Genomic DNA, 23,159 nt, shown 5'->3' with positions numbered 1-23,159 from the left:
AAGGTTATCTTGTAATCTCAAAAGGTACCCGAACTGAAACACCCGTTTTCATTAGTTCAGTGATATTAGGAAGAACGCGTTTCTTAAAGGATTCCCAACCACGATTGTCCATTTGTGTCCAACCTGCTTCTGCCAGTGCAAAAGCACGTGGATATGTCATGTATGTAGCACGATTTATATCGATAATGGCTTCCCCCCATAATGGTCCCATTACTCCCCAAATATGCTTCTGTGCCTCCAAAGGACGACCATATCCAGGATCTAATTTATATGCACGTTCTAATGTGGTAATAGGCATCCCCCAATTATTATATTCCGGTAATTCTCCCTTATATTGTGGATAATCAAAATATGTATATTCGCTAGGGGCCATAATTACATTGTGTCCTTTCTTGGCAGAAAAATCCAGCCCTGTTGGAGTCATACCTTCACGCCAATTGACTAACGTTACATCTTGAGGATATGGGAATAGATAATCGTCAGCAGGCGGATACACATTGTTCAATTCAAGCCACAATATTGGTTTCTTTCCATATTTGCGAACAGATCCTAAAATATTTTCAAAAAAAGGAATCATCAACTGAGAAGGCTTGGTATATTTTCTCTTTTCCATCAAAGTACGACACAAATCACACTGTGCCCAATTCTTAGGTATATCAGCCTCATCACCTCCTAAATGAATTAACGGAGATTTAAACATCTTAGCAACTTCTCCAATTATATCATCCATCACAGCATAAACCTCCTCGTTACCGGCACAAAGCATCATGTGACCTGTCTTACCTATAATTTTTTCAGTTTGACGCTGATGAATACAAGCCAAATTTGGATATTTTGACAATAAAAAAACCGTATGTCCCGGCATATCTACTTCTGGAATCACTTGTACATGACGCATAGCTGCATAATCTACCAATTCCTGAATATCCTTTTTGGTATAGAATCTTGCACCTGCCAGACTAGGATGACTTTCAATCCAAATACTCCAACCGTGATCATCTGTCAGATGAAGTTGTAATACATTAAATTTGTATTTAACCATTTGGTCAATATAGAATTTAATATCATCAATAGGTAAAAAGTTACGTGCCGGGTCAAGCATCAATGCACGATAATCAAACCTCGGACAATCATCAATTTCAACAGATGCTATTGTTTTTTGTTTTGTAGCACAAATATCACCCGCCAAAATCTGATCCAAAGTCATCAATCCATAAAATACAGCAGCAGAAGTAGCTCCTTTAATTACCAATCTCTTTTCATTTACACTCAATTGATAATGCTCTTTTGTTTTTAAAGATTTATCAATCAATAGCTGTACTACTGATTTTGAGCTCTCTGTAGAACGTTTCACATTGATTCCGAATCTCTTATTAAAAATAGAAGAAAGCGTATTCAACTCAAACTCCAAACTATCAGTCTCAATATAACAATTGACTTGATTCTCTAACACCAACACCATGTCTGAATCTGATGTGACCTTATTGGGCATCGGAATCAATGCAGAAAGATTATCTTGTGCATAGATACAACAAGGTATCATCAAAAGCAGAAATAAAGCCACATTCAGAAACTTATTTTTCATAATACTTAATAAATATTTTTCCATTTATTCGTTGTTGTAAATTCTTTTTTAATTATCAGAAAAAGACGACAAATTTTATTGGGTGTATTATCTTTCTCTTATTTCAATAGTCCTTCCACCATTACAGGAAAATGATCTGAAGAGTACTTATTATACTTTATATCATCATCAATGGTGTGATAAGAAAGTATTTTTATTTTTGGAGTCACAAAAATAAAATCTATGCGCTTAGCTGTTTTTCCAGTTTTGTCATAGGCATAAAAACTACCGGACGGTCCTTTAGGAGGCGTCAGAGTACATTCATACGAATCCTGTAATAAACTATCTTTCAGGAGAAGTTGTATCGGTTCTTCGTCCGGAGTGGCATTAAAATCACCGGTGCAAAAGGTTGGTCTACCTTTTGCGATTTTCCTTACCTGTTCCAACAACATGAACGAAGATTGTCGTCTTGCTTCTGTTGCTTCATGATCCGTATGCGAATTAAACACATAGAATTTCTTCCCAGTCCGGAGGTCTTTAAAATATCCCCAAGTGCAAATCCGACGACAGCGTGCTCCCCAACCATAAGAAGGTATATCCGGAGTTTCCGAATACCAGAAATCACCATGTTTCAACACCTTAAAGCGATCTTTTTTATAGTAAATGGCACAATGTTCTCCTTTATTATCCCCGTCACGGTCACGACCGATATAAGAATATTCGTTCAGAATCATCATATCCTTTAATTGAGAGATACGCCCTTCCTGTATGGCAAACATATCGAATTTATTCCGTCGCACAACATCTACCAATGCGTTCAGACGGACTTCCCAAGCCTTATCCCCCTTGTCTCCTTTGGTACGGATGTTATAAGATGCAAGGCGAATAATATCTTCTGGTTTCGTTTTGTCTAAGTTGAAAGATTTTGCCGGAAGACCTCCGGCAAAAAATAAAATCAAAAGTAGAAAATAATATTTCTTATTTATAGAACACTTCATATTACAAATCATTAAATATCAATTTATTTACTCCATTTAAATACCGGATAGCCGTTGCCTCCTTCTTTCCAAAGAGAAGAATCCCAGTTTGTGACAGTGTTTTTCAGCTCGTTAGCAGATTTAGCTACTCCCTGAAAACTACTACCGGACGGTGATGTCTCATCTGATACGGTAAATATAGTTTCTCCTGCTTTCAGAATCATACCGTCATAAGCATAGCAGTTTTCAGCAGTAACATTATTGTTATGTCCTCCCACTATACGTCCTATTTTTGCCTGGTTTGAATTGTTTAACAAGGTATTACTCCATGCCACACAATTCTTGATATTTAGTGTTCCGCTATCCATATTACCGACTATACCTCCAACCCAGCCGCCTTTAGTAGCACTGATGTCACCACTTACATAACAATTTTCAATATATGAAGTCGTGTTGCCAGCATGGAACCTTCCGATAATTCCACCTGCTTTGCCGTTATCAGCATTTATCTGATCAATAATAGTAGCAGTGGTATAGCAGTTCTCAATACGTCCATTACCGCCGAAGATACCACCAATTCCGCCTGCTGCTCCCGACCCTTTCAGTATTCCGGTAGTATAACAGTTAATGATTTTACCTGTGAATCCTACCGCACCGCTATTTAATCCTACATAACCGGCTATAATACCGATACCTTGGTTAGTAGATGAGATATTTGCATCGACAAATCCTACATTCTTACATTCTCCACACAATACGCCAAAGAAACTGGGATAAGAACCGGAGTCACAAGTCAGATTTCTAATTACATGATTGCGTCCATCAAAAATTATCCATTTCTCGTACGGACCATCTCCATTTAAAGGCGTCCACTTGATCCCCTGCATATCAATATCCGCACTCAAAACAAAGTAGGTCGTTTGTTTTCCAATAAGGACTTTGCTCATGTTCTGAATATGGGTGGTATTAGCAATCACATAAGGATTATTTTGAGTCCCGTCTCCACTAGCAAAATCACCTTCTGGTTCATTGTCATGTCCTCCATAACTAGCATAATCTCCTCTATCCAGTTGCCACTCCAAAATAGGGAATCCCATATCTATATTCCCAACATTATGCCATGGAGTCCCCCAATTGGCAATTCTATTCTGCAAAGTCAGGACACTTTCGCCTACTCCATCATATTTTCCTGCCGAAACGGAACCTGCATTATCCTCCGGAGCAAATCCTGTACAAATCATATCCTCCCATGCATAACATTCAGATGCGACAGGATCCGCCTGATGCCCACTTTCACCTTGAGACAAAACTCCACTAATACGTCCTGATTTGGCAGCGGGTCCCGTTATTTTCCAGTTCCAGGCAACACAGGCAGTTATTTTTGCTCCTTCGGAAGGAAGGGCAGCAATACCACCCACTGAATTGGCACCAATTAATACACCTGTAGAGTAGCAATACGACACTTCGCTGTTTTCATACATAGAACCTACAATACCTCCACATTCATCTCCTGTAGATATAACCTCTGCTGTAGAATAACAGTTTTTGATATAACAAATCTGTCCTCCATACGGTCTACCCATACGGGAAGCTATTCCACCAGCATACTTTCCTTTCACTTTTCCGGAGACGTAACAGTTTTCCACCTGCCCTGTCTTCTCTACAGCGTTCGGAGCTTTCACTCCGATATAACCGCCGATAACCCCTGCCCCACTATTAGTAGCTGCTTCTACATGGGCATTATAGAAACCGACATTTTTACAAGTCCCGGCCAAAATACCAAAAAAACTAGCATACGCTTTGTCTGTACAGGTGAAATTCTTTATAATATGGTTATTTCCATCAAAATAGATATAATAGTCACCGTTTGAGTTCAATGGTTCCCAATTAGATACAGACTTCATATCAATATCAGCCCCCAACTGAAAGTAAATCATCTTTCCTTTCACCAAGGCTTCACTCATATTCTGAATCTGTATCACATCCATAACGAGGTAGGGTTTGTTCATTGTTCCATAACCTTTTTCAAAAAGCCCGCCTGCTCCGTCACCCTCATCTCCGTCATCTATGTCTGTGTTTCTATCCGGCGGAATACGGCTATAGGAATCCATCGGATTAAAATCAGAGCATGAGAAAGATAAAACAGCCATCCATAAAATGGTCCAATATCTCATTACCGAATATGTACTTATATGATAAAATTTGTTTTTCATAATCTTCATTTTTATTTTAGATTTCTACTACAATCACCATAGGATAATGATCGGATAAAGAACTGACAATAGTGCGGGTAGAAAGCACCGTAGCATGTTTCACAAAAATAAAATCAATTCTGGTCTTTTTAGAAGGAAATGTAAAAAGAGCACCATGCTGAATGGTTGCTTCCCGATACGCATCTTTCAATATACCACTTTGGCAAATCGTAGTGGCTATTTCGGGAGCATCAGGAGTCGCATTAAAGTCGCCGGTACAAAATGCGGGAGTATTGTCTTTTGCTTTATCGGAAACTGCATCCACCAGCATTTGACATGCATGTTTTCTGGCATTATCAGCCAAAGGCATGTGAGTTTCAAAAAGATAAAATTCTTTTTGAGTCTTGCTATCCTTGAATTTTCCCCATACACAGAAACGTTTGAAATTTGTTTCATCCCATCCGTTGGAAGGAATTTCCGGAGTTTCGGAAAACCAGAAACGTCCGGCATCCAGTAATGTGTAGCGGCTCTTCTTATATAAAATGCCACTCATCTCTCCTGCCTTATTATCGTCATTTCCAGTGTCACGACCATAAGCGAGAATCTGATAATCACTCGCAAGTTGAGTTCCTAAGTAGGAACGTTGTTCCCAACTGGCTTCTTCGAATCCACAAATCTCAAAATCGTAGTCTCTGATTAATTGTGCCACACGTTCCCGTCGGTTAGTCCATCCTGTACCAGTCTCCACCTGTAAGTTATAAGTTGCTACACGCATGGACGTTTCAGTCACGGGGTCTTCGTCTTCCTCGCCATCTCCTGTATCCCACGTGAAATCAGGATAGTACAATGAATTGTCTTTATTATCTTCACAACTGCTGGCGAAAACAGAGAATATGAAGGTAATCAATGTGTATATTACTATTTTTTTCATAAATCTATTATTTATATCTTTTATACTTGTTATTCATTCCATCCCGGATTCTGGGTTACGACACCATTAGATAAGGTTATTTCCTGTCTTGGTATCGGATATAGATAATCACGGTTCTCATTCCAGGTACGGTCGATCCAACTGTAACACAATAAATTGCCATAATTACCTTCTGTCAATGAGGTGCCGCTTCCATCGGAAGCCAATTTTACATACGTCACACTTCCAACATTGGGTTGCGAAGATGTGGTGTAGAAACAGACATCATTTGTTCCGTCTCCATCGATATCATACGCTTTATTGATAGCTGTAGCAGGAAGATAAAATCCTTTAAAGGATTGGGCCATACATTGCCCCTCTTTCCAGCGCATCAAATCATAATAACGGAAGCCTTCCATGACCAACTCTATCGCACGTTCCCGGCGGATTTCCAGAATCACCCCTTTATTATCTCCTGTGATATTCACATAACCGGTTTCCGGAGCACACATATAAGGGTCCGGAGAAAGGTTTGCTGCGTTCATATTCAGTTTTCCCGTAACTCCTGCACGTGTCCGCAATTTGTTTACCGTATTGTCGATATCAGTTTGCGTCAGTGTGCCTAATTCTGCCTTTGCTTCGGCATAGTTCAAATAAACTTCTGCCAATCTGAACAGAGGAAGGTCATTGCTTGAATCACCTGTATAGCTCATATTATCATTTGCATATTTCAGCAAGTGGTATCCGGTCATCGTGACATTCATATTTATATTTGAAGTACGGATTGTTTGCGCTAAACGCGGATCACGATTGACTATTTCATCCTTGAACTCCATTGTTGCATAATTGGGTTGGTCGGTGAAACGGTTGCCATTCTTCATTAAATAATAATTGACCAGTTTTTTCGAAAGTCCGGGACGGCCTAATGTCGGAGAATTCTCAAATGCCTGTACTTTATGAACCAGACTCAAATCATTATTATAATCCCTTGCCAATATGATTTCCGCATCAATCGCATTCTCTGATTTAAAGAGATTACGATAGGACTGTGAGCCGGATTGATACAATGAATATCCTCCGGAAGCAGTCATAATTTCATTAGAGGCACTTACACAGTCATTCAAGTATTTCTCATAATCACCCAATCCATGATATTTACGATAAGTACCTTCAAATAATCCTACACGTGACTTCAATGCCTGGGCAGTCCACCAGGTTACACGATAAAGTTCTTTTGTCCGGTTGGTTTCTTTAAAAACCTCTATGGCAAAATTAAGATCTTCCATTATCTTTCCCATCACAAATTCGCGTGAATCCCTGGCTTTGTATAAATCGGCATCATCCGAGCCGAGTACTTTATCGTACCAAGGTACATCTCCAAAACGTTTCACCTTTTCAAAATAGAAATAAGCGCGGAAGAAGCGTGCCAGGGCTTCATATTTGTCGCGCACTTTCTGGTCTTTACAGTTTCCCAGATTATCCAATAAAAAATTAATTGATCGCAGTGCACTCCAACTCCATCCTCCACCCGTTTCCGGAATGACACGTTGTCCACTCACTTCATCGTCCAAAGGTGATACGATCAACACATCAGCATTATCCTTGTAAATATCGCCATCACCCGGGAAGTTATTCGAATAGAATTGATTACTGTATAATTGTAATTGCTCTTCATTCGTAAAATAATCCTTAGTCGTCAAGCGATCTTTCGGATTTATATCCAATATGCTTTCACAAGAAGCAAATAACAACGACAGACCAACAGTCGCCCACAATGTATATTTCATTATTTTCATACTATATTCCTTTATATTCGTTATTATCAGAATGTTATATCTACACCAAAAGAGTATGTCTTTGCCCAGGGATAAATATTCGCGTCACTTTTACTTGTTTTCCAGCTGTTACTTGCCGATGCTTGTTCCGGATCAATATAATCGGAATGTAGCTTAGTGAATGTCAGCAAGTTCTCACCACTAAAGTAAACACGTATTTTCTCGAAACCTATTTTAGAAAGCCATTTATCCGGCAATGTGTAGCCAATAGAAAGATTCTTCAATCGGCAATAAGCCAAGTTCTGCAAATATTTAGTATTAACCACTGCTAATTCACGATTACTACCGAGAGCCACATATCCTCTGGGACGTGGGAAATAAGCATCTGTATTTTCTTCACTCCATACCTGACTCATAAAGTCGGAAGGAATAAAACTAGCGTATGGTCGGGAATAAGGTCCCCAAAACATGGACGTTTCAGCACCAGGATACCAGTTTTGTTTGCCAATGCCTTGAAAAAGAACTGAAAAATCAATCCCATACCAGTCTGCGGAGATTCCGAAATTATAATTATAGCGCGGCAATGAGTTACCGATCACTTTCATGTCTTTTCGGTCATTAGCCGATGTTGTCTGCTCAATCTTGTTGTTACCATCCAAATCGACAAATTTGAGGTCACCGGCATGAAGTCCATTATCCAAAGCGCTTGCATTAATCATTTGGTTAACGAACGATTGGTCCACTTTATAATTCCTTGCTTCTTCATCCGTTTTAAAATAACCGTCTACTACGTATCCCCATATTTCGCCCAACTGCTGTCCTTCGTAAGGATCAGTCAGCGTCCGGTTGGGATTATCATATTTTGTCACTTTGGAGGTGTTATCTCCGATACCAGCCATTATCCGGTAGTTGAAAGGCTTGCTTGCCAAAGTAAAACTATCTCCCCAAGTAATAGATGCTTCCCACCCTTTCGTACGCAAGTCTGCCACATTCATTCTGGGAGAAGAGGCACCATATACGCCAGGCAAAGTCTTTCCTGCCATCAACATATCTTTGGTATCACGAATATATGCATCAAAAGATACATTCAAACGGTTATTAAGAAAACCCAAGTCCAAACCTATATTTTTTGTGATTACAGTTTCCCAGGTCAAATCGGTAGAGTTCGGAGCTGACTCATAGGCATAATCGCCTTTCGTAGTATCTCCGAAAGCATAGTTCATTACCGCTCCGGTATTAATCAGTTGCAGATAGTCATAATAACCTACTGTTTTCTGATTTCCCAATGATCCGTAAGACAGTCTTAGTTTTAGATTGCTTACATAGTTTTTGGCTTGTGTAAAGAAGGCTTCTTCACTGACACGCCATCCGGCAGAGAATGACGGGAAGAAACCGAAACGATGTCCTCGACGGAAACGGGAACTACCGTCATAACGTCCGCTGGCTTCAAATAGATAGCGGTCTTTATATCCGTAATTCAAACGATAGAAAAAACCAAGAATAGCATATTCCTCTTGTCCTCCGGTTATGGATATATCATCACCTTTTGCCAGGTTAAAATCATCGAGAGATTCAGAGAGTAACCCGTTACGTTTCATTCCCAGTTTCTTGAAATACTTATAATCATAGTTACCTCCCACAATGACCTTTACAGAATGTGCATTTGCGAAGGTATTGTCATACGTCCCGTATAAGTTGAAAGTCTGGCGTATCTGGTTGTTTTGTATTTCCGATAAATAATTTCCTCTGGTACGTCCGTTATCCATTGTGATTGTTTCTCCCGGATTTCTGGAGTATAACACATCTACGGAACGATTCAAATTCTGCTGGTTGTAATGCGCCCAGCTGTAATTTGCACGAACCTCAAAATGTTTGATGGGTTTCAATACGGCCTCGAACGTAGTTACAAACTCATATTCACGATCCCGGTTATGGTGGCCGCCATTCAATAATACGGCACTAACACCATCTGCCACTTCTCCTGTGTCTGTCAGACCTGTTCTGTAAACCAGGGTTCCATCCGGATGCATCGGCACAATACTTGCCAAAGCATGCCGCCCGGCTCTGCTGAAAACATCATTTACTCCCGATAGCCCCGGATAAGTATATTCAGAATGATAATAAGAGGTATTGTTACTTAATTCAAACCAGGAAGTGATATTAGCGATGATTTTTGAACGAAAAGTATATTTCTTAAAGCGGTCTGAATCTATTCTGATAATTCCTTTCTGATTGTAGTAGTTACCTGATAGCATGTACTTTACTTTTTCGGTTCCTCCCGAAACCGTCAAGTTATGTTCCCAAGTGGGGCGGGTATTATCAAACAAACAATTATACCAGTCAAAGTTGCCGTAATATTTATATTCTCCATTTTTTTCTACCACCCATGGACGGGAAGGATCTTCCACTTTATCATTACGGCGAATCCATAATTCATGGTAATCTTCTTGGGTATAATGTGTATAAGGGACGCCCTGGTATGTTTTGTAGAACATATCATTAATACCGGCCGAATAATAACCACGTGTCTCAAAGTCCGTAGAAGTTGTTGTATCACCAAAACTGAAACGACCGTTATAGCTGACATTGGTCTTTCCTATCTTTCCATTCTTGGTTGTAACCAAAATAACTCCATAAGCAGCACGGGCACCATATACGGCAGCAGCCGAAGCATCCTTTAAAACACTGATGGATTCTACGTCATTGGGGTTTACCTTATTTATATCTCCCTCGATTCCATCAATAATAGTCAGAGGTGCTGCATCCGCACTAATGGAGTTGACTCCACGGATATTGAAGCTTCCCCCTTGTCCGGGACGTCCCGAACTAAAGTTTACGTTCATATTCGGTACAGAACCTTGCAGAAGCTGTGATAAGTTAGCAGCAGAACGGGTCGTCAGTTCATCACCCGAAACGATAGCAACGGCACCAGTCAGGTTTACTTTCTTTTGCGTACCATATCCCACCACTACCACTTCTTCCAGTGTCTTACTATCTTCGCGGAGAACTACTTGGGACAGATTTCTGCTGGTAGCAGCGTAATTAACCGTAATATATCCGATGTATGATACTGTAATCGTACTGTTTTCGGGAACATTAGCCAAAGTATAACGTCCGTCTACATTCGTTATTGTACCCAAAGAGCTGCCTTGTACCATCACACTGGCGCCAATAATCGGCTCTCCTTTTTCATCGACTACCCGACCGGATATATTTCTTTTGTTCGCATTACTGGTTTGTTGTTCAGAATCCGTAACTTTCTCCTTCAAATAAATTTTTGTTTTTCCGATCTCATAGTTTACGTTAGTACCGAGAAACAAATCATTCAGAACTTTAGATAGTTCCTGATTCTTTGCTTCTACCGTCACTATTCGATCCGGATTGACGATCGTACGGCTATAAGCCACCGTAAGACCAGTTTGCTGTGTAATAGCAGAGAATACTTTCTCCAGCTTTACTTGTTTAAGATTCATTGTCACCTTTTGGGCAGAAGCGGAAACGCTTATGATTATTCCCAGCAACAATACGAGCAGAACTTTGTGTTTCATACTACTTGCTTTGATTAAAGTTAAACTTAGATTTAAAATCTCATTTATGCTTAGTAGACACACAAGTCAAAAAAGCGGGTGAGAGAAAAAAGAGTTTTTTTGCATAAGCCTAATTTATTTCATAACATTCTTATTCTAAAACAGTAAAGGCTGCGTATATACACAGCCTGTCCTCATTCTATTATCCTATCCAGTATATTTTACTTCTTTCCGTCCTGTTTCATTCGGACTGTCACTTCTTTCCGGACTTCATCATATTCAAATTTTACCGGCGCAATCTTTTCCAAATCCTGAAGCACTTTCTCCAGTATCGTATTATCCGAGGTCAACGTATATACATATTTCGATGCCTGCTCATCCTCTATCTTAAAGTTTACATTATACCAGCGGTTCAAAACCTTGACTACTTCTGTCAGCGGAGTATCTTTAAAAGAAATCACATTATCTTTCCACATTGAGACTTGTTTTGAATGATCGTTTTTGATTATCCGGCACTGGTCACTTTCTTTATTATATATCAGTTTCTCGCCCGGCAGTAACGGGTATTCTTTTGCAGAGGAGAGAGTCAGGTTTACATGTCCTTCATCCAGACAGATCACAATGTCTTTATTCTCCGGGTAGGCTTGTACATCAAAAGAAGTACCCAGTACATGAACGGAAGGTCCGTTCAGATTAACAATAAACGGACGTTTTTTATTCTTGGCTACCACGAAATAGGCTTCTCCCACCAGGAAAATTTCCCGCTTACTCAATCCGAACTTTTTAGGATACTTCAACCAGGAATCTGAATTGATATAAACTCGTGTCCCGTCTTGAAACATCATCTGTATCCGCTCTCCTTTGGCAACACGAATTTCCTCATACTCCGTAGTGCCGAATAAATCCACTCGGGAATTGATCTGTAAATAAAGACCTATCAGGAAAATAACGGGAATCAAGATTGCAGCCACACGGAAGCAGATACGTTTGATCTGTTTGCGTGATATGTTCTTTTGAATCTGATGGTACATCTTTTCTGAAAGTATAGTATGGTCCACATATATTTCTGCCGTTTCGGCTTTTAAATATTCTGCCTCCCGAGTCATCACAGCATCCAGGTAAGTGTTCCCTTCTTCTGTGGCAAACCATTCCGCCACAAATTTTGCATCCTCCGGTGTAGCAACTCCGGCAAGCACTTCTTCTATTAGTTTATCAGTGGGTCGATTCATTCTCTTTTTATCTTAAATAGTGGACACTTAAATATGTCATTAGTGTGACAAAAGTAACAATTATTAGCATTTTACTTAAATGAATACGTAGCATTTTCAATGCTTCCGTATAATGCGTTTTGACTGTATTAACAGACAGATTCATCCGTTCGGCTATTTCCTGATTCGTTAGTTCCTCTTTCACTTTCATCAAACAAATACTGCGTTTCTGTGGCGGAAGCATATCTACCGCTTTATAAAAAGAGGCCATCAATTCTTTCTTCTCCAGATTTTCTATCAGATTATCTTCGTAGACAGGCGTCGATTGGGCTATCTCATAGTTCTTGCTGATTGCACTATTCTCATTACGAATCAGATTTAAGACATGATTTTTCGTCATAGTGAACAGATAGTTTTTAAGGCTGATTCCTACATGTAGTTCCGACCTAAATTCCCATAAACGGGCAAAGACATGTTGCACTACATCTTCTGCCATGTCTGCATTCATTAAATAACGGTAAGCTAATACATATAGCAGCTTATGATATCTGTCATAAGCCTGTGTAAAAGCTCCTTTATCTCCTTTTTCTATGAAGGAAAAGAGCTTCTCGTCATCCGTATTAGTGTATTGAGCTGATTTATCTAACATTCCTTGGACTTTGTTTAATCGTTTTTCCAAAAGAACAAAAGACATATTACAATTATGTGTCTTTCACAAAACAAAAGTAGTAAAATTTAGAAAAGGCAATGCATATTCCTATAAAAAAAGTCCCTGATTAACAATCTCCACTATAAAAGAGGATCGTTAATCAAGGACTACTCCACTAACTAATTAACAAATGAATTATAAATGATAGGTAACAATTCTTTCTTCGGGTGAATCGATCCAGAGCCGCCATACTCCTTCCGACACTTTCTCCGGTGTTCCGATATTTGCTTTGGGGGAACGACGGCTTTTGATTGTCAGATAGCCTTTCCCTTCTGTTGCTTTCACTTTCATCGTTTTGCTGTTCATATAGACATGGATATTGCCATTCGGTGTGGGTACAGTGCCTTCCATCCATTTCAATCCTCCCAATACAGGAGCAATAGCAAACTCTTTATATCCTTCTTTTACAGGTTTCACTCCCAGATAATATTTGCCCAACAGGTAGATAGGACTCGCTCCCCAGGCATGGCACAAACTCTTTCCGTATGGACGGCCATACATGGCAAGATGTTGCGTTCCGGTTTCTTCCGGGTTATATTTTTCCCAGAAGGAGGTAGCTCCTTCCTTCAACATTCCTCCCCAATAGGCTTTCATTTCTTTCATTACAGCATCTTGTTCGCCAAGAGCACAAAGGGCTTCCAGTTCGTAAAAACGCATATAGGGAGTTGTTATTTTCAGAATACTGTCATTCAGAAGAACAGAGTTCTTGATGGCTTGCTGCTTGTCTGCATTCAAATATTGAAAGAATACAGAAAACATATTTGCATAGCGGGTGACTGCATCACTTTGCTGACCGTTGACGCAGTTATGTACAAATGCCTGTTTCTCGTTATTCCAGAAGGCAGGTTCTAACTTTGCTTTCAAAGCAGCAGCCAGTTTCTCGTATTTCTGTTTGCCATTGGCATCTCCAACCAGTTCCGCACACAAAGCCATTGTTTCCAGACTTCTGCAAAATAAAACTTGCTCAAAAGAAAGTTCCCCTTTTTTATCCAGATAGCCGTCCGCCCAGTCCACAAATACCCAGTCACCGGTCATACCTTCTACCATGCCATTCTTATTGGTACGTCCCAACACATAATCCATCATTGTTTGCATACGTGGATATAGTTGGTTGACAAAATGGCGGTCGCCACTATACATATAATAGTCATATACACTAAGAAACCAATAGAAAGTATAGTCCATGATTGTATTACTGTGGCTGGTTACAGGATCCTTGCCACGAAGCAACCAGATTGTACGTTTGACGGATTCGTTATCAAAGAAAAGATAATAATTCATCAAATAACTTTGGATAGCATCGCCACTCCATACCCAACGGTCACGTTTGATACCATCAATGAAGAATTCGCGGGTAGTGAGATGCATGGTGTATGCGCCAACTTCCCAAATACGATTCAGTTCTTCATCATTGCAACGGAAATTTCCGCGGTATTCTTCAGGAAGATATTCATATTGCATGGAGACTTCTCCAATCTGTACACCCGGCTCGTGAGTTACATAGACATAGCGGAAGGCTTTACTGTTCTCCAATGTATATTCGTTTTCAGAATTACTCAAGGGAGAAGTGCTGCGGATAGCAAGGTCGGTCACTTGTCCCGGTTCGAGCAAGAGTTTGTCCAATGTTTCGCAATATGCTTTATCTTTTGCTTCTTCCGGGCTTTCACCATAATAAATTTCTATTTTTCCTTTTCCGGAAAGATTCTTCAATGTGATGAATCCGAATGTTTCTTTTCCAAAATCATAAAGAATACCTCCTTCGAACTGTTCTGACTTCGTAACAGGTTGCTGCGGTTCACGCATCAGACTGAATTGGGAAGGACGTTGGGCAGCTCCGTCAAAGTTCCAGCATCCGGCATCCATATAGATAGTGGCAGATGTGTCACTGGCTTTTCCGCTCTCGTCAATCCATTCTTTATCTTCGTAAGTCACACGCCAGGAAGAGTCTGAATTCACTGTTTTTCCCTTCACATAAATAGTGGGAGGAGTTGCCTGATTCCAGACTTTAATGTTCAGATTATGTTTTCCGGCCGGAAGCAACATGGTTTCCGGCATACCGAACTGGAGCTTTCCATCCAGTTTGACGTTGTACTTTCCTTCGGCAGCAATAAAGATTTCTTCCGGCTCGGAAAGATTCAGTTGCTTGCTGAATTCTACGACAACATAATGACTATCCGTTTTCCAAAAAGGAGGAAAAAATGCACCTCGTTCCGTACGACGGTTATTCATTTGATTTCCCAGCCAGATTTCGTAGTCTCCCGGATACCATATCCAGGTCTGGGCAAATGTGCTGCTTGCCAAAGACAAGGCACTAAGCAATATCATATATTTCTTTTTCATTTTTCTTTCTATTACTAACAAACTGAATCGTAAGAAATAATTCGTTCCACAGTGGTTGACGTTTAGTTCCACATCTGTTTCCCTTTAGTTCTACAATTGTTTTCCTTTAGTTCCATATCTGTGGAACGAATCACGTATTACAGTTAAATGACTTGTCAATACCTACTGGATATTTAGTAAATCCTTATATCCTGCTTCCAGTCCCGCACGTTCATGAACATCATTATCCACCTTCGGGCCATTGTTCTCCCATACATTTCCCGGGCCATTGGCATTTTGCAGATACTTCTCTCCTTCTGTCCAATTATCACGTACAGTAATAAAGGAAGAACCTTCATCCGTATAAAGATAGAACCAGTGATTAGGATCGTGTACATACCCCGGTTTATAAATACTATGCACGCAATTCTCCGTTACATAACTTTTCGGCTGCGAACCGAGTGTGTAAATACCTGCCACATCATACATGTGTTTCGCATAATGATGAATCAGATTGGCATGTACTCTGTTATTACGCATACAATTCACAGTTTGCGTCCATCCCCAACCAAGACTGATGCCACTATAAGGCACTTCACTGATTTCATTATGTTCGATATTGACGTCCCCTACATATCCCGCAGCAATGGCAAGGCATCCCCAATCTTCATTGCCTATTTCCGTGAAATAGCAATTATTGATTTGTTGCTGTGTGCATACTTCCCGACGATCAGCAGGGTCGTATGGCAAATGCGTTTCATGGGCAGCCGGAGAAAAACTGCCGACTAACAGACCATTTCCGGCAATATCGCGGAAGAGACAGCCACGAACAACACCGCCTTGCACCGCTTCTTCATAATCCAATCCGGTCGAGCCTAAATGCTCGAACCGGCAACGCTCGAAATCAATCTGCCTTGCAGCAACCACACGAACAGCAGCTGCGGGACGTCCCAACCATCCTTGGTTATCCAACAGATGATTCAAGTAGTTCCGTTGCATTTTCGGATCAATCCGGTAACCATCTGTCAGATACATACCTGCCTGAAGAGGTACATGTCCTTTTTCTGACGGACGCATCCACGTAGTATAGGAAAAAGTAATTTTCTCAAAACGAATATGACACACAGGACGATCTAAAGTTCCTTCCACCCGTACTAATGTCTCAACGGCAGGCACGATCACTTCCGCCTCCTGCATCTTCTCTCCTTCCCGTGGATAATAATATACTTTACGGGCATCTATATCATGATACCATTCTCCGGGTACATCCTGCAATTCGCGGGCATTTGTCAGATAGAAAGCAGAATTATGTCCGTCCGTCGTCACCATCGGACGCGGCCAGGGATGCTCAAACTGAATCCGGCTTTCCGGTTGATGAAAACGTATTGCCGCACTATCTCCCTGCACTTCAACTGAACGAATCCGAAGATTGGCAACACACCACATCTGATGTAATACCATCTCGGCATATTTAGCTTTCAAATTCCCTTTATTATCAATAAGTCTGCGAATGGAAACTGCAGGTACATAAAGAATTTCATTCTTCTCATCCACACTGCAAATGCGATTCATCTTTTCGAAATCTTCCACATCACGGGCACGAACTGCCTTTTTTCCATTCACCCACAACTGGCGGAAATCCAATGGACGTCCATTAAATGCCGGGACATCTGCTACCCAAACTTTCCCTTGCTTCTTCCAGCCATTTATGCTGATTCCTCCACTCAATATCACCTTTTCATCGCCTACCGAACGAATGATTGTGGGCGATTCTTTGGTTCCGCTATCTTCCGGACGGATAAAAACCGGTTCATGGAAGGCATACGTTCCACCTTCCACATAGATTGTGATTCCACCTTGAATACGGTTATCCTCTGTCCTGCGCCATTCTCGTGCTTGTCGCAAGGCAGAAGTCAGCGTGGCTTTAGGAGATTGACGAGTTCCGTCGTTGAAGTCACTGCCCTTGGGAGAAATCCATATCTCACCGGCCAATAGCCAGTGGCTGCACAAGATACATATAGCCGTTACAAATAACTTTTTCATGATTTTTTTCATTTCTGTATACTAAACAATCCGGACTATCTGGCAAGAGGCATCCATACAGTCATTTCTCCCTTTCCTCTGTTTCCCCAGGCATAATAAGGAATCAAGCGGATATTTACTGTCTTTTCAGCCTGAACAACCGGCCGGTAAAGCACTCCTTCCCACGAAGTTGCAGATGCCAGACGTGCCATTCCTTCAAGTGCAACAATCGGACTGCCTTCAATTGTGATTTTCTTCGGAGTTAGTTTTATATCAGCGGGAATCAATACGTTATCAATCTTTTCCCCGTTTGCAATATCCATACTTTCCAGACAGTAAACCAACGGCCCGCGCTTCACGACCACCTGATTACGAATCTCCTCTGCTAACGGATGGGCTTCGAGCAAACGGACAGGCATATCCATCACCAGCTCCACTACATCCCCCTTCTTCCATGTACGATTTACTTCCGCATACGAATTTGCCTTTGCATTGGTTTGCAGCGGCTGTCCATTCACCGTGAGCGTAGCCTTTTCGCACCATTCAGGAATACGCAAGAAGAGCGAGAAAGCACCCGCCTTACGAGGAACTCTATCCAACGTTACGCGTACCTTTCCTTCCCAGGGATAATCCGTCTCTTGTGTTAATGCCAGCTCTCCTTTGTCTTTCCAAGTCGTAGTCAGCGTATTTGCACCATACAAGTTACAGTAAATGCCTTCCGGACTCAATGTGTAGGCGTAATTCTGTGCCTGACACAATGTACGCAATGTATTCGGCGGGCAGCAGAAACAACTGATATATTCCGTCCGTTCCTTCGGCCAACGAAGCGTGTAAGGAAGATCCGCACTGATACGAAGCGGATTGGTATAGAAATATTTCTTTCCGTCCAGACTGATACCGCTCAATACACTATTATAAAGACAAGTCTCTACAAGGTCAGCATATTTCGCATCCCCTGTCACTTCCAGCATACGCCAGTTGAAAAGCATATTTCCGATATTGGCACATGTTTCATTGTGCGCTGTACTATTCGGCAACTGATAAGGACGTCCGTAGCTCTGATGTACCTTCTGAATACTATCCGGCTCATAGCAAGTCCCGTCCGGTGACGTTCCATCATAAAGAGCACCGCAAGCTCCGGTCACGTACATCTTCCGGGTGACAATATCATTCCAGATACTAGTCAGATTTTTCATCAATTGTTGTTCGCCTGTCTCGGCATATACATCCGCTACTCCTGCATACAGATAATTTGCACGTACGGCATGCCCCATTGCACGATATTGGTCGCGGAAAGGAATACGATCCTGATTATCATCCGTTCCGTTTTCCACCATACCGCGAATATCAATCAGGTTCTTCGAAAGTTCCAGATAACGGGGATTTCCTGTGGCACGATACATTTCGACCACTCCCATATAATGTGAAGGGCAAATGGCATTACGAGCCAGTTCGGCAGAAGCCGTTTCGTAAAAGTGGCAAAGAAAATCCGTTGCTTTTACGGCAGCATCAAAAAGAGTAGTCTTTCCGGTGGCACGACGATGCACAATACCCGCCATCATCAGGTGTCCCAAGTTATATGTCTCAAAGTTCAGCCGATTGGCAAAAGCTCCTTTTTCATTCTCGTCACCTACTTTCGTTCCAATGACCGTTTGTTTATGCTGATCCTCCAATGCATGAGAGTCAATCCCTTTATTCAGTTCTTCGATAACAACAGGCGTATGTATATAACCATCTGCACGTTGGGCTTTTACGACACAAGCAATAAAGTTATCCATCAACTTATCCAGTTCCGGATCTTTGTTGACAGCATAGACAGAAGCCACTCCTTCCATCCACTTATACATATCTCCGTCATGGAACGGAGGTCCCCAATGTTCACCCTTGCACACACCGGCAGCAATCTCAAAATTACGGAAACCGTGAGAGATCTCCGGCGTGTTCCAAGTGTTCCACATACTTTGCAGGGAAGTCCGGCTAAATACCTGAAAGCGATCTCCCCAGAATCCATCTGTCCAATGTACGGCACTGATTCCGGTATTCGCCATCTTCGCAAAACGGCTCTGACTCATATCCGTCAATCCATTGCTTTGCGCAAGTGCTCCCGTAACGGAGGCGGAAGCTAAAAGAAGTAACAGTTTTATCTGTTTCATTAATATGGATAATTTAAAATTTACACAATATCTTTATAAAAAGACGTGATTATCCGTATTTTGTACTCAATAAAACGAAAGCGAAGATTGCTAAGCAACCCTCGCTTTCAGTAAAAAAAGATCTGTATTAATCTTTATTTCTTATTTATCAGGTGTATAATTCAACTCCGCCTTTCTCGCCTGCGAATGTTGAAATTGTCGTGCAACCTTATACTCATGTCCGTCTTTTAATAAATAACTCCCTGTCTGCTTAAACCAAAAACCTACATTCGCATCTATACATTGCTGCCGGATATCCAATACCCACTCGTAGTCACATACTCGGACTTCTTTGCCTGACTCTCCTCCTGCAACTACCTGTTCCACCCACTCTCCCAGCTCACCTCTGAAATCAATCCGACTAAGAAGCGGCTCGCAGATAATGATTTTATGTTTAATAGAGATTTCTTTATAAATAGGTAAACGATAATCCACTCTATCTTGGTTCTCCATCGTGCAGCAGATGGTCACATTGTCATAGCCATCTCCCCAATCGGGAGGCAGACACTGTTGCAACCGGTCTATCCGCTTAGTGATAAAGAGGAAACGAAGATCCTGCCGTATCCGCATCATCTCCCACGCTTCGGCACGCCATTCATCCGCATCTTCAATGAGAAAATCTGAAGTAAAACAGGTATATACCAAATTCCCCGAAGGTATCTTATACGTACCATTCTTTTTACGCTGCAAGGGTAAATCGAATTTTTCTGTCTTTGTCACCACCGAACTGTCTTTTCCATATTTACCATCCGTCCGATATACATAGCAATGACGGCAGCCCTCACTCAATTTGTGACAGCCGTGCCAAAGATTCCACATTGAAGCTTTTTCACCCATCTCCTTTTTTCTTCAAAAATATATTTAATATTACATATACATAATTATAAAAAGAGTGCACCTTATTCTTTATCAGAAAAAAGGTGCACCAAAACACAAACAAAACAAACAATAGAGCGACCTTCACAGGCAGCCGATCCACGAGGGATCTTTATCTTAATCTGCCCATCTTGACAAGGGCAACATTCACATTTTCAGATCATGTAATTCAGAGCATCACAGCAGAAATTTTCGCCCTCATGCTGCTTATATGTCATATACAAATATTATTATACAATTTGCTCTATTAAACCCGATGTCACTTTACAAAGATAACACTATTCTATGTATTTCTATGAAAATGCCCAAAAAGAATTATTCTTTTTCTCATTCCAAACTTTAGCTATAAGCCAAAACATACAAGCTGAATGTCTAATATCCATCATTTCACATATCGCTCCAGCCCTTCCTGCAGGAACTCCATATATTTTGGAATATCTTCATTATATGCATACGACTTATTCAACGGATTACCATCATTATCCAGCAATACATAAAAAGGTTGGGCATTTGCTCCAAACTTCACCCGTTGCAGATAGCTCCATTTATCGCCTACTGTTCGTAAAGTGCGTTCCGTTCCATTCTCCACAACATTTATAGGCTCATTCAATGGAGTTTTATCATCCACATACAAAGAGATAAGTACATACTCATCATTGATGATACCACCCACTTTACTATCTGTCCATACAGCCGTCTCCATCTTACGACAATTCACACAACCATATCCGGTAAAATCGATCATCACAGGCATTCCCTGTTGTCGTGCATACTCCATACCTATTTCATAATCCTTGAATTTGGGGTGGACCTCATTCGAATATAAATTAAAGTCCTGTGTCATCACAGGAGGAGCAAATGCACTGACAGCTTTCAAAGGTGCCCCCCAAAGTCCGGGAATCATATATACAGCAAATGCTAAAGAAACAAGCGCAAGAAAGAAGCGCCCCACGCCTACCCTGTTTTCATCACCGTCATGCGGAAACTTGATCTTTTCCAACAGATATAACCCCATTAGTCCGAAAATCACAATCCATAACGCAAGGAAGGTTTCCCTATCCAAGATTCTCCAACCATAGGCTAAGTCCGCAACCGACAAAAATTTCAAAGCAAAAGCCAGTTCCAGAAAGCCCAATGTCACTTTAATTACATTCATCCACCCTCCTGACTTAGGCATTGATTTCAGCCACGAAGGAAAAAGAGCAAACAGTGTGAATGGTAAAGCCAAAGCGATGGCAAAGCCTAACATTCCGATAGCAGGAGCAATCACGCTACCTGTCGTAGAAACCTGTACGAGCAGAAAGCCGATAATCGGCCCTGTGCAAGAGAAAGACACCAGAGATAACGTAAACGCCATCAAAAAAATACTTAATAGGCCACTCGTCGCTTCCGCTTTGCTGTCCACTGCATTGCTCCATTTAGAAGGTAAAGTAAGTTCAAATGCCCCAAAGAAAGAAGCTGCAAAAACAACCAACATCAGGAAGAAAAGGATGTTGAATACGGCATTTGTTGATAAAGCGTTCAATGCACTGGCACCAAATATTAAAGTAATTGCTAATCCCAGTGTTACATAAATCACGACAATTGAAGCACCATAAGTCCATGCATCCCGAATCCCTTTCTTCTTATCCTTGTTTCTTTTCAGGAAAAAACTCACAGTCATAGGAATAATCGGCCATACGCAGGGAGTGAACAAAGCCAATAATCCGCCAAGAAATCCAGTGACAAAGACATACAACCAAGATTTATCCTCTTGAGAATGTTCTTCACCTAACACTTGCAATTCATTGATTACCGGTTTCCAAAGATCACTTTCCGATTGCTTCTCTACCACATTTACCGGAGCCTCTTCTTTCCCTTTTGCAACTATTAAATCTGCTTCTGCTTTTTTCCCATATTTAAAAGGAATTTGAGTCGGAGGTAAACAGCTCTCATCGTTACAAGCTCCAAACTCCAGAAACCCATCCATAAAGTAATCATTTCCTGTAAATTTCACTTTTTGGATAAACTGTACCGTATCTTCAAAATAGCGCACATTCATCTCGAACATCTTATCATAGATGCTGATTTCTTTTCCAACAGGTTGCAATTTACCCATTGTTTCTACATGATTACTCGCATTGATGTTGAAAGTAGCGGAAATAGGCCCATCATCCCCTAGCCCGGTCGAATACACATGCCATCCTTTCTCTATCGAAGCAGTAAACACGATTTCCGCTTCCGTTTCAGATGTCATTTTCAACTCATTTTTGAACTTTACAGGCTCTTTGATTTGTGCTTGTATATTCCCGATTGTGTACCAACTCAATAATAAAAATAAAATAATTCTCATTTTTCTAAGTTCTAAATTATAATCTATTATACAACAAATTTATTTCACTGTTCATATTCTATTGTGGTCGTTGGTCCCTTATATCTTTCAGCATCTCTATATATTCTGGAGAAGGATTCTTATTAGAAGTATCTGCATTTGATGGCGGGGGTATCACTTTGATGAATAAGAAGATACAGAATATTACCCAAATAAGATTTATTGCTAAAAAAATCCAAACTTGTTTCATACGTTGTCGTTGTTTTTCTTTAGTTTCATTACGATATTTATCAGCAATAGACAAATATCGTCCATCGCTAACAAATAATCTATGAGCAGCAAAAGTGAATATAACAGCCAAAAGTATACCTAACTCTTCATTGTTTTGTACTTCCAATGAATGTAATACTCCAACTATTGGGCCAACAAAAACAAAAGTAAACAATGAGGTCGGTAGTAATAACCCTGCTACTTCTGGCGACCGCTTTTCTCCCCACAATCTAAGCTGCCATATATATGTTCGATAAAACAGATATTCATATATCTCATATATTTGTTTAAGTATATTCATTCTCAA

General features: G+C 40.8%; 14 protein-coding genes. All 14 read right to left on the bottom strand.

Annotation, left to right across the window (positions count from 1 at the left end; translation table 11 throughout):
* Positions 1 to 4: 4 nt before the first annotated feature.
* Positions 5 to 1,585 (bottom strand): beta-N-acetylhexosaminidase, encoded by a 1,581-nt coding sequence (locus KSX81_RS23200; protein WP_004318359.1) that lies wholly within the window; start codon positions 1,583 to 1,585, stop codon positions 5 to 7.
* A gap of 98 nt (positions 1,586 to 1,683) precedes the next feature.
* Positions 1,684 to 2,574 (bottom strand): endonuclease/exonuclease/phosphatase family protein, encoded by an 891-nt coding sequence (locus KSX81_RS23195; protein ID WP_217725978.1) that lies wholly within the window; start codon positions 2,572 to 2,574, stop codon positions 1,684 to 1,686.
* Positions 2,575 to 2,585: 11 nt separating this feature from the next.
* Positions 2,586 to 4,754 carry a hypothetical protein gene (locus KSX81_RS23190; protein ID WP_004318363.1) on the bottom strand — a complete coding sequence of 723 codons (2,169 nt, stop codon included), beginning with the start codon at positions 4,752 to 4,754 and terminating at the stop codon, positions 2,586 to 2,588.
* 16 nt (positions 4,755 to 4,770) lie between these two features.
* A complete protein-coding gene (locus tag KSX81_RS23185) occupies positions 4,771 to 5,664 on the bottom strand; it encodes an endonuclease/exonuclease/phosphatase family protein (protein WP_004318366.1) in 894 nt (297 codons plus the stop codon).
* Positions 5,665 to 5,693: 29 nt separating this feature from the next.
* Positions 5,694 to 7,439 carry a RagB/SusD family nutrient uptake outer membrane protein gene (locus tag KSX81_RS23180; protein ID WP_004318370.1) on the bottom strand — a complete coding sequence of 582 codons (1,746 nt, stop codon included), beginning with the start codon at positions 7,437 to 7,439 and terminating at the stop codon, positions 5,694 to 5,696.
* Between the two features lie 26 nt (positions 7,440 to 7,465).
* Positions 7,466 to 10,966, bottom strand: a complete 3,501-nt coding sequence (locus KSX81_RS23175; RefSeq protein WP_004318373.1) for a TonB-dependent receptor — start codon at positions 10,964 to 10,966, stop codon at positions 7,466 to 7,468.
* Between the two features lie 200 nt (positions 10,967 to 11,166).
* Positions 11,167 to 12,174, bottom strand: a complete 1,008-nt coding sequence (locus tag KSX81_RS23170; protein WP_004318374.1) for a FecR family protein — start codon at positions 12,172 to 12,174, stop codon at positions 11,167 to 11,169.
* 7 nt (positions 12,175 to 12,181) lie between these two features.
* Positions 12,182 to 12,802 carry an RNA polymerase sigma factor gene (locus KSX81_RS23165; protein WP_004310318.1) on the bottom strand — a complete coding sequence of 207 codons (621 nt, stop codon included), beginning with the start codon at positions 12,800 to 12,802 and terminating at the stop codon, positions 12,182 to 12,184.
* Between the two features lie 195 nt (positions 12,803 to 12,997).
* On the bottom strand, positions 12,998 to 15,202 hold the full coding sequence (locus tag KSX81_RS23160) for an alpha-L-rhamnosidase C-terminal domain-containing protein (protein ID WP_004318379.1): 2,205 nt from the start codon (positions 15,200 to 15,202) through the stop codon (positions 12,998 to 13,000).
* A 162-nt stretch (positions 15,203 to 15,364) separates the two neighbouring features.
* The gene (locus KSX81_RS23155; RefSeq protein WP_004318381.1) at positions 15,365 to 17,224 is read right to left on the bottom strand and encodes a right-handed parallel beta-helix repeat-containing protein; all 1,860 of its coding nucleotides are present in this window, start codon (positions 17,222 to 17,224) and stop codon (positions 15,365 to 15,367) included.
* A gap of 35 nt (positions 17,225 to 17,259) precedes the next feature.
* Complete coding sequence (locus KSX81_RS23150) at positions 17,260 to 19,356, bottom strand: glycoside hydrolase family 127 protein (RefSeq protein ID WP_008640451.1); 2,097 nt, start codon at positions 19,354 to 19,356, stop codon at positions 17,260 to 17,262.
* A gap of 141 nt (positions 19,357 to 19,497) precedes the next feature.
* Positions 19,498 to 20,232 (bottom strand): DUF5131 family protein, encoded by a 735-nt coding sequence (locus tag KSX81_RS23145; RefSeq protein ID WP_008640452.1) that lies wholly within the window; start codon positions 20,230 to 20,232, stop codon positions 19,498 to 19,500.
* A 421-nt stretch (positions 20,233 to 20,653) separates the two neighbouring features.
* Entirely contained in the window at positions 20,654 to 22,603 is a 1,950-nt protein-coding gene (locus KSX81_RS23140) for a protein-disulfide reductase DsbD family protein (protein ID WP_060451193.1), read from the bottom strand.
* Between the two features lie 58 nt (positions 22,604 to 22,661).
* The gene (locus KSX81_RS23135) at positions 22,662 to 23,153 is read right to left on the bottom strand and encodes a hypothetical protein (protein WP_008640454.1); all 492 of its coding nucleotides are present in this window, start codon (positions 23,151 to 23,153) and stop codon (positions 22,662 to 22,664) included.
* Positions 23,154 to 23,159: the final 6 nt, after the last annotated feature.

The sequence above is a fragment of the Bacteroides sp. MSK.18.37 genome (assembly GCF_019129155.2).
Lineage (GTDB): Bacteria > Bacteroidota > Bacteroidia > Bacteroidales > Bacteroidaceae > Bacteroides > Bacteroides ovatus.
This window is presented reverse-complemented; position numbering and strand designations above follow the sequence as displayed.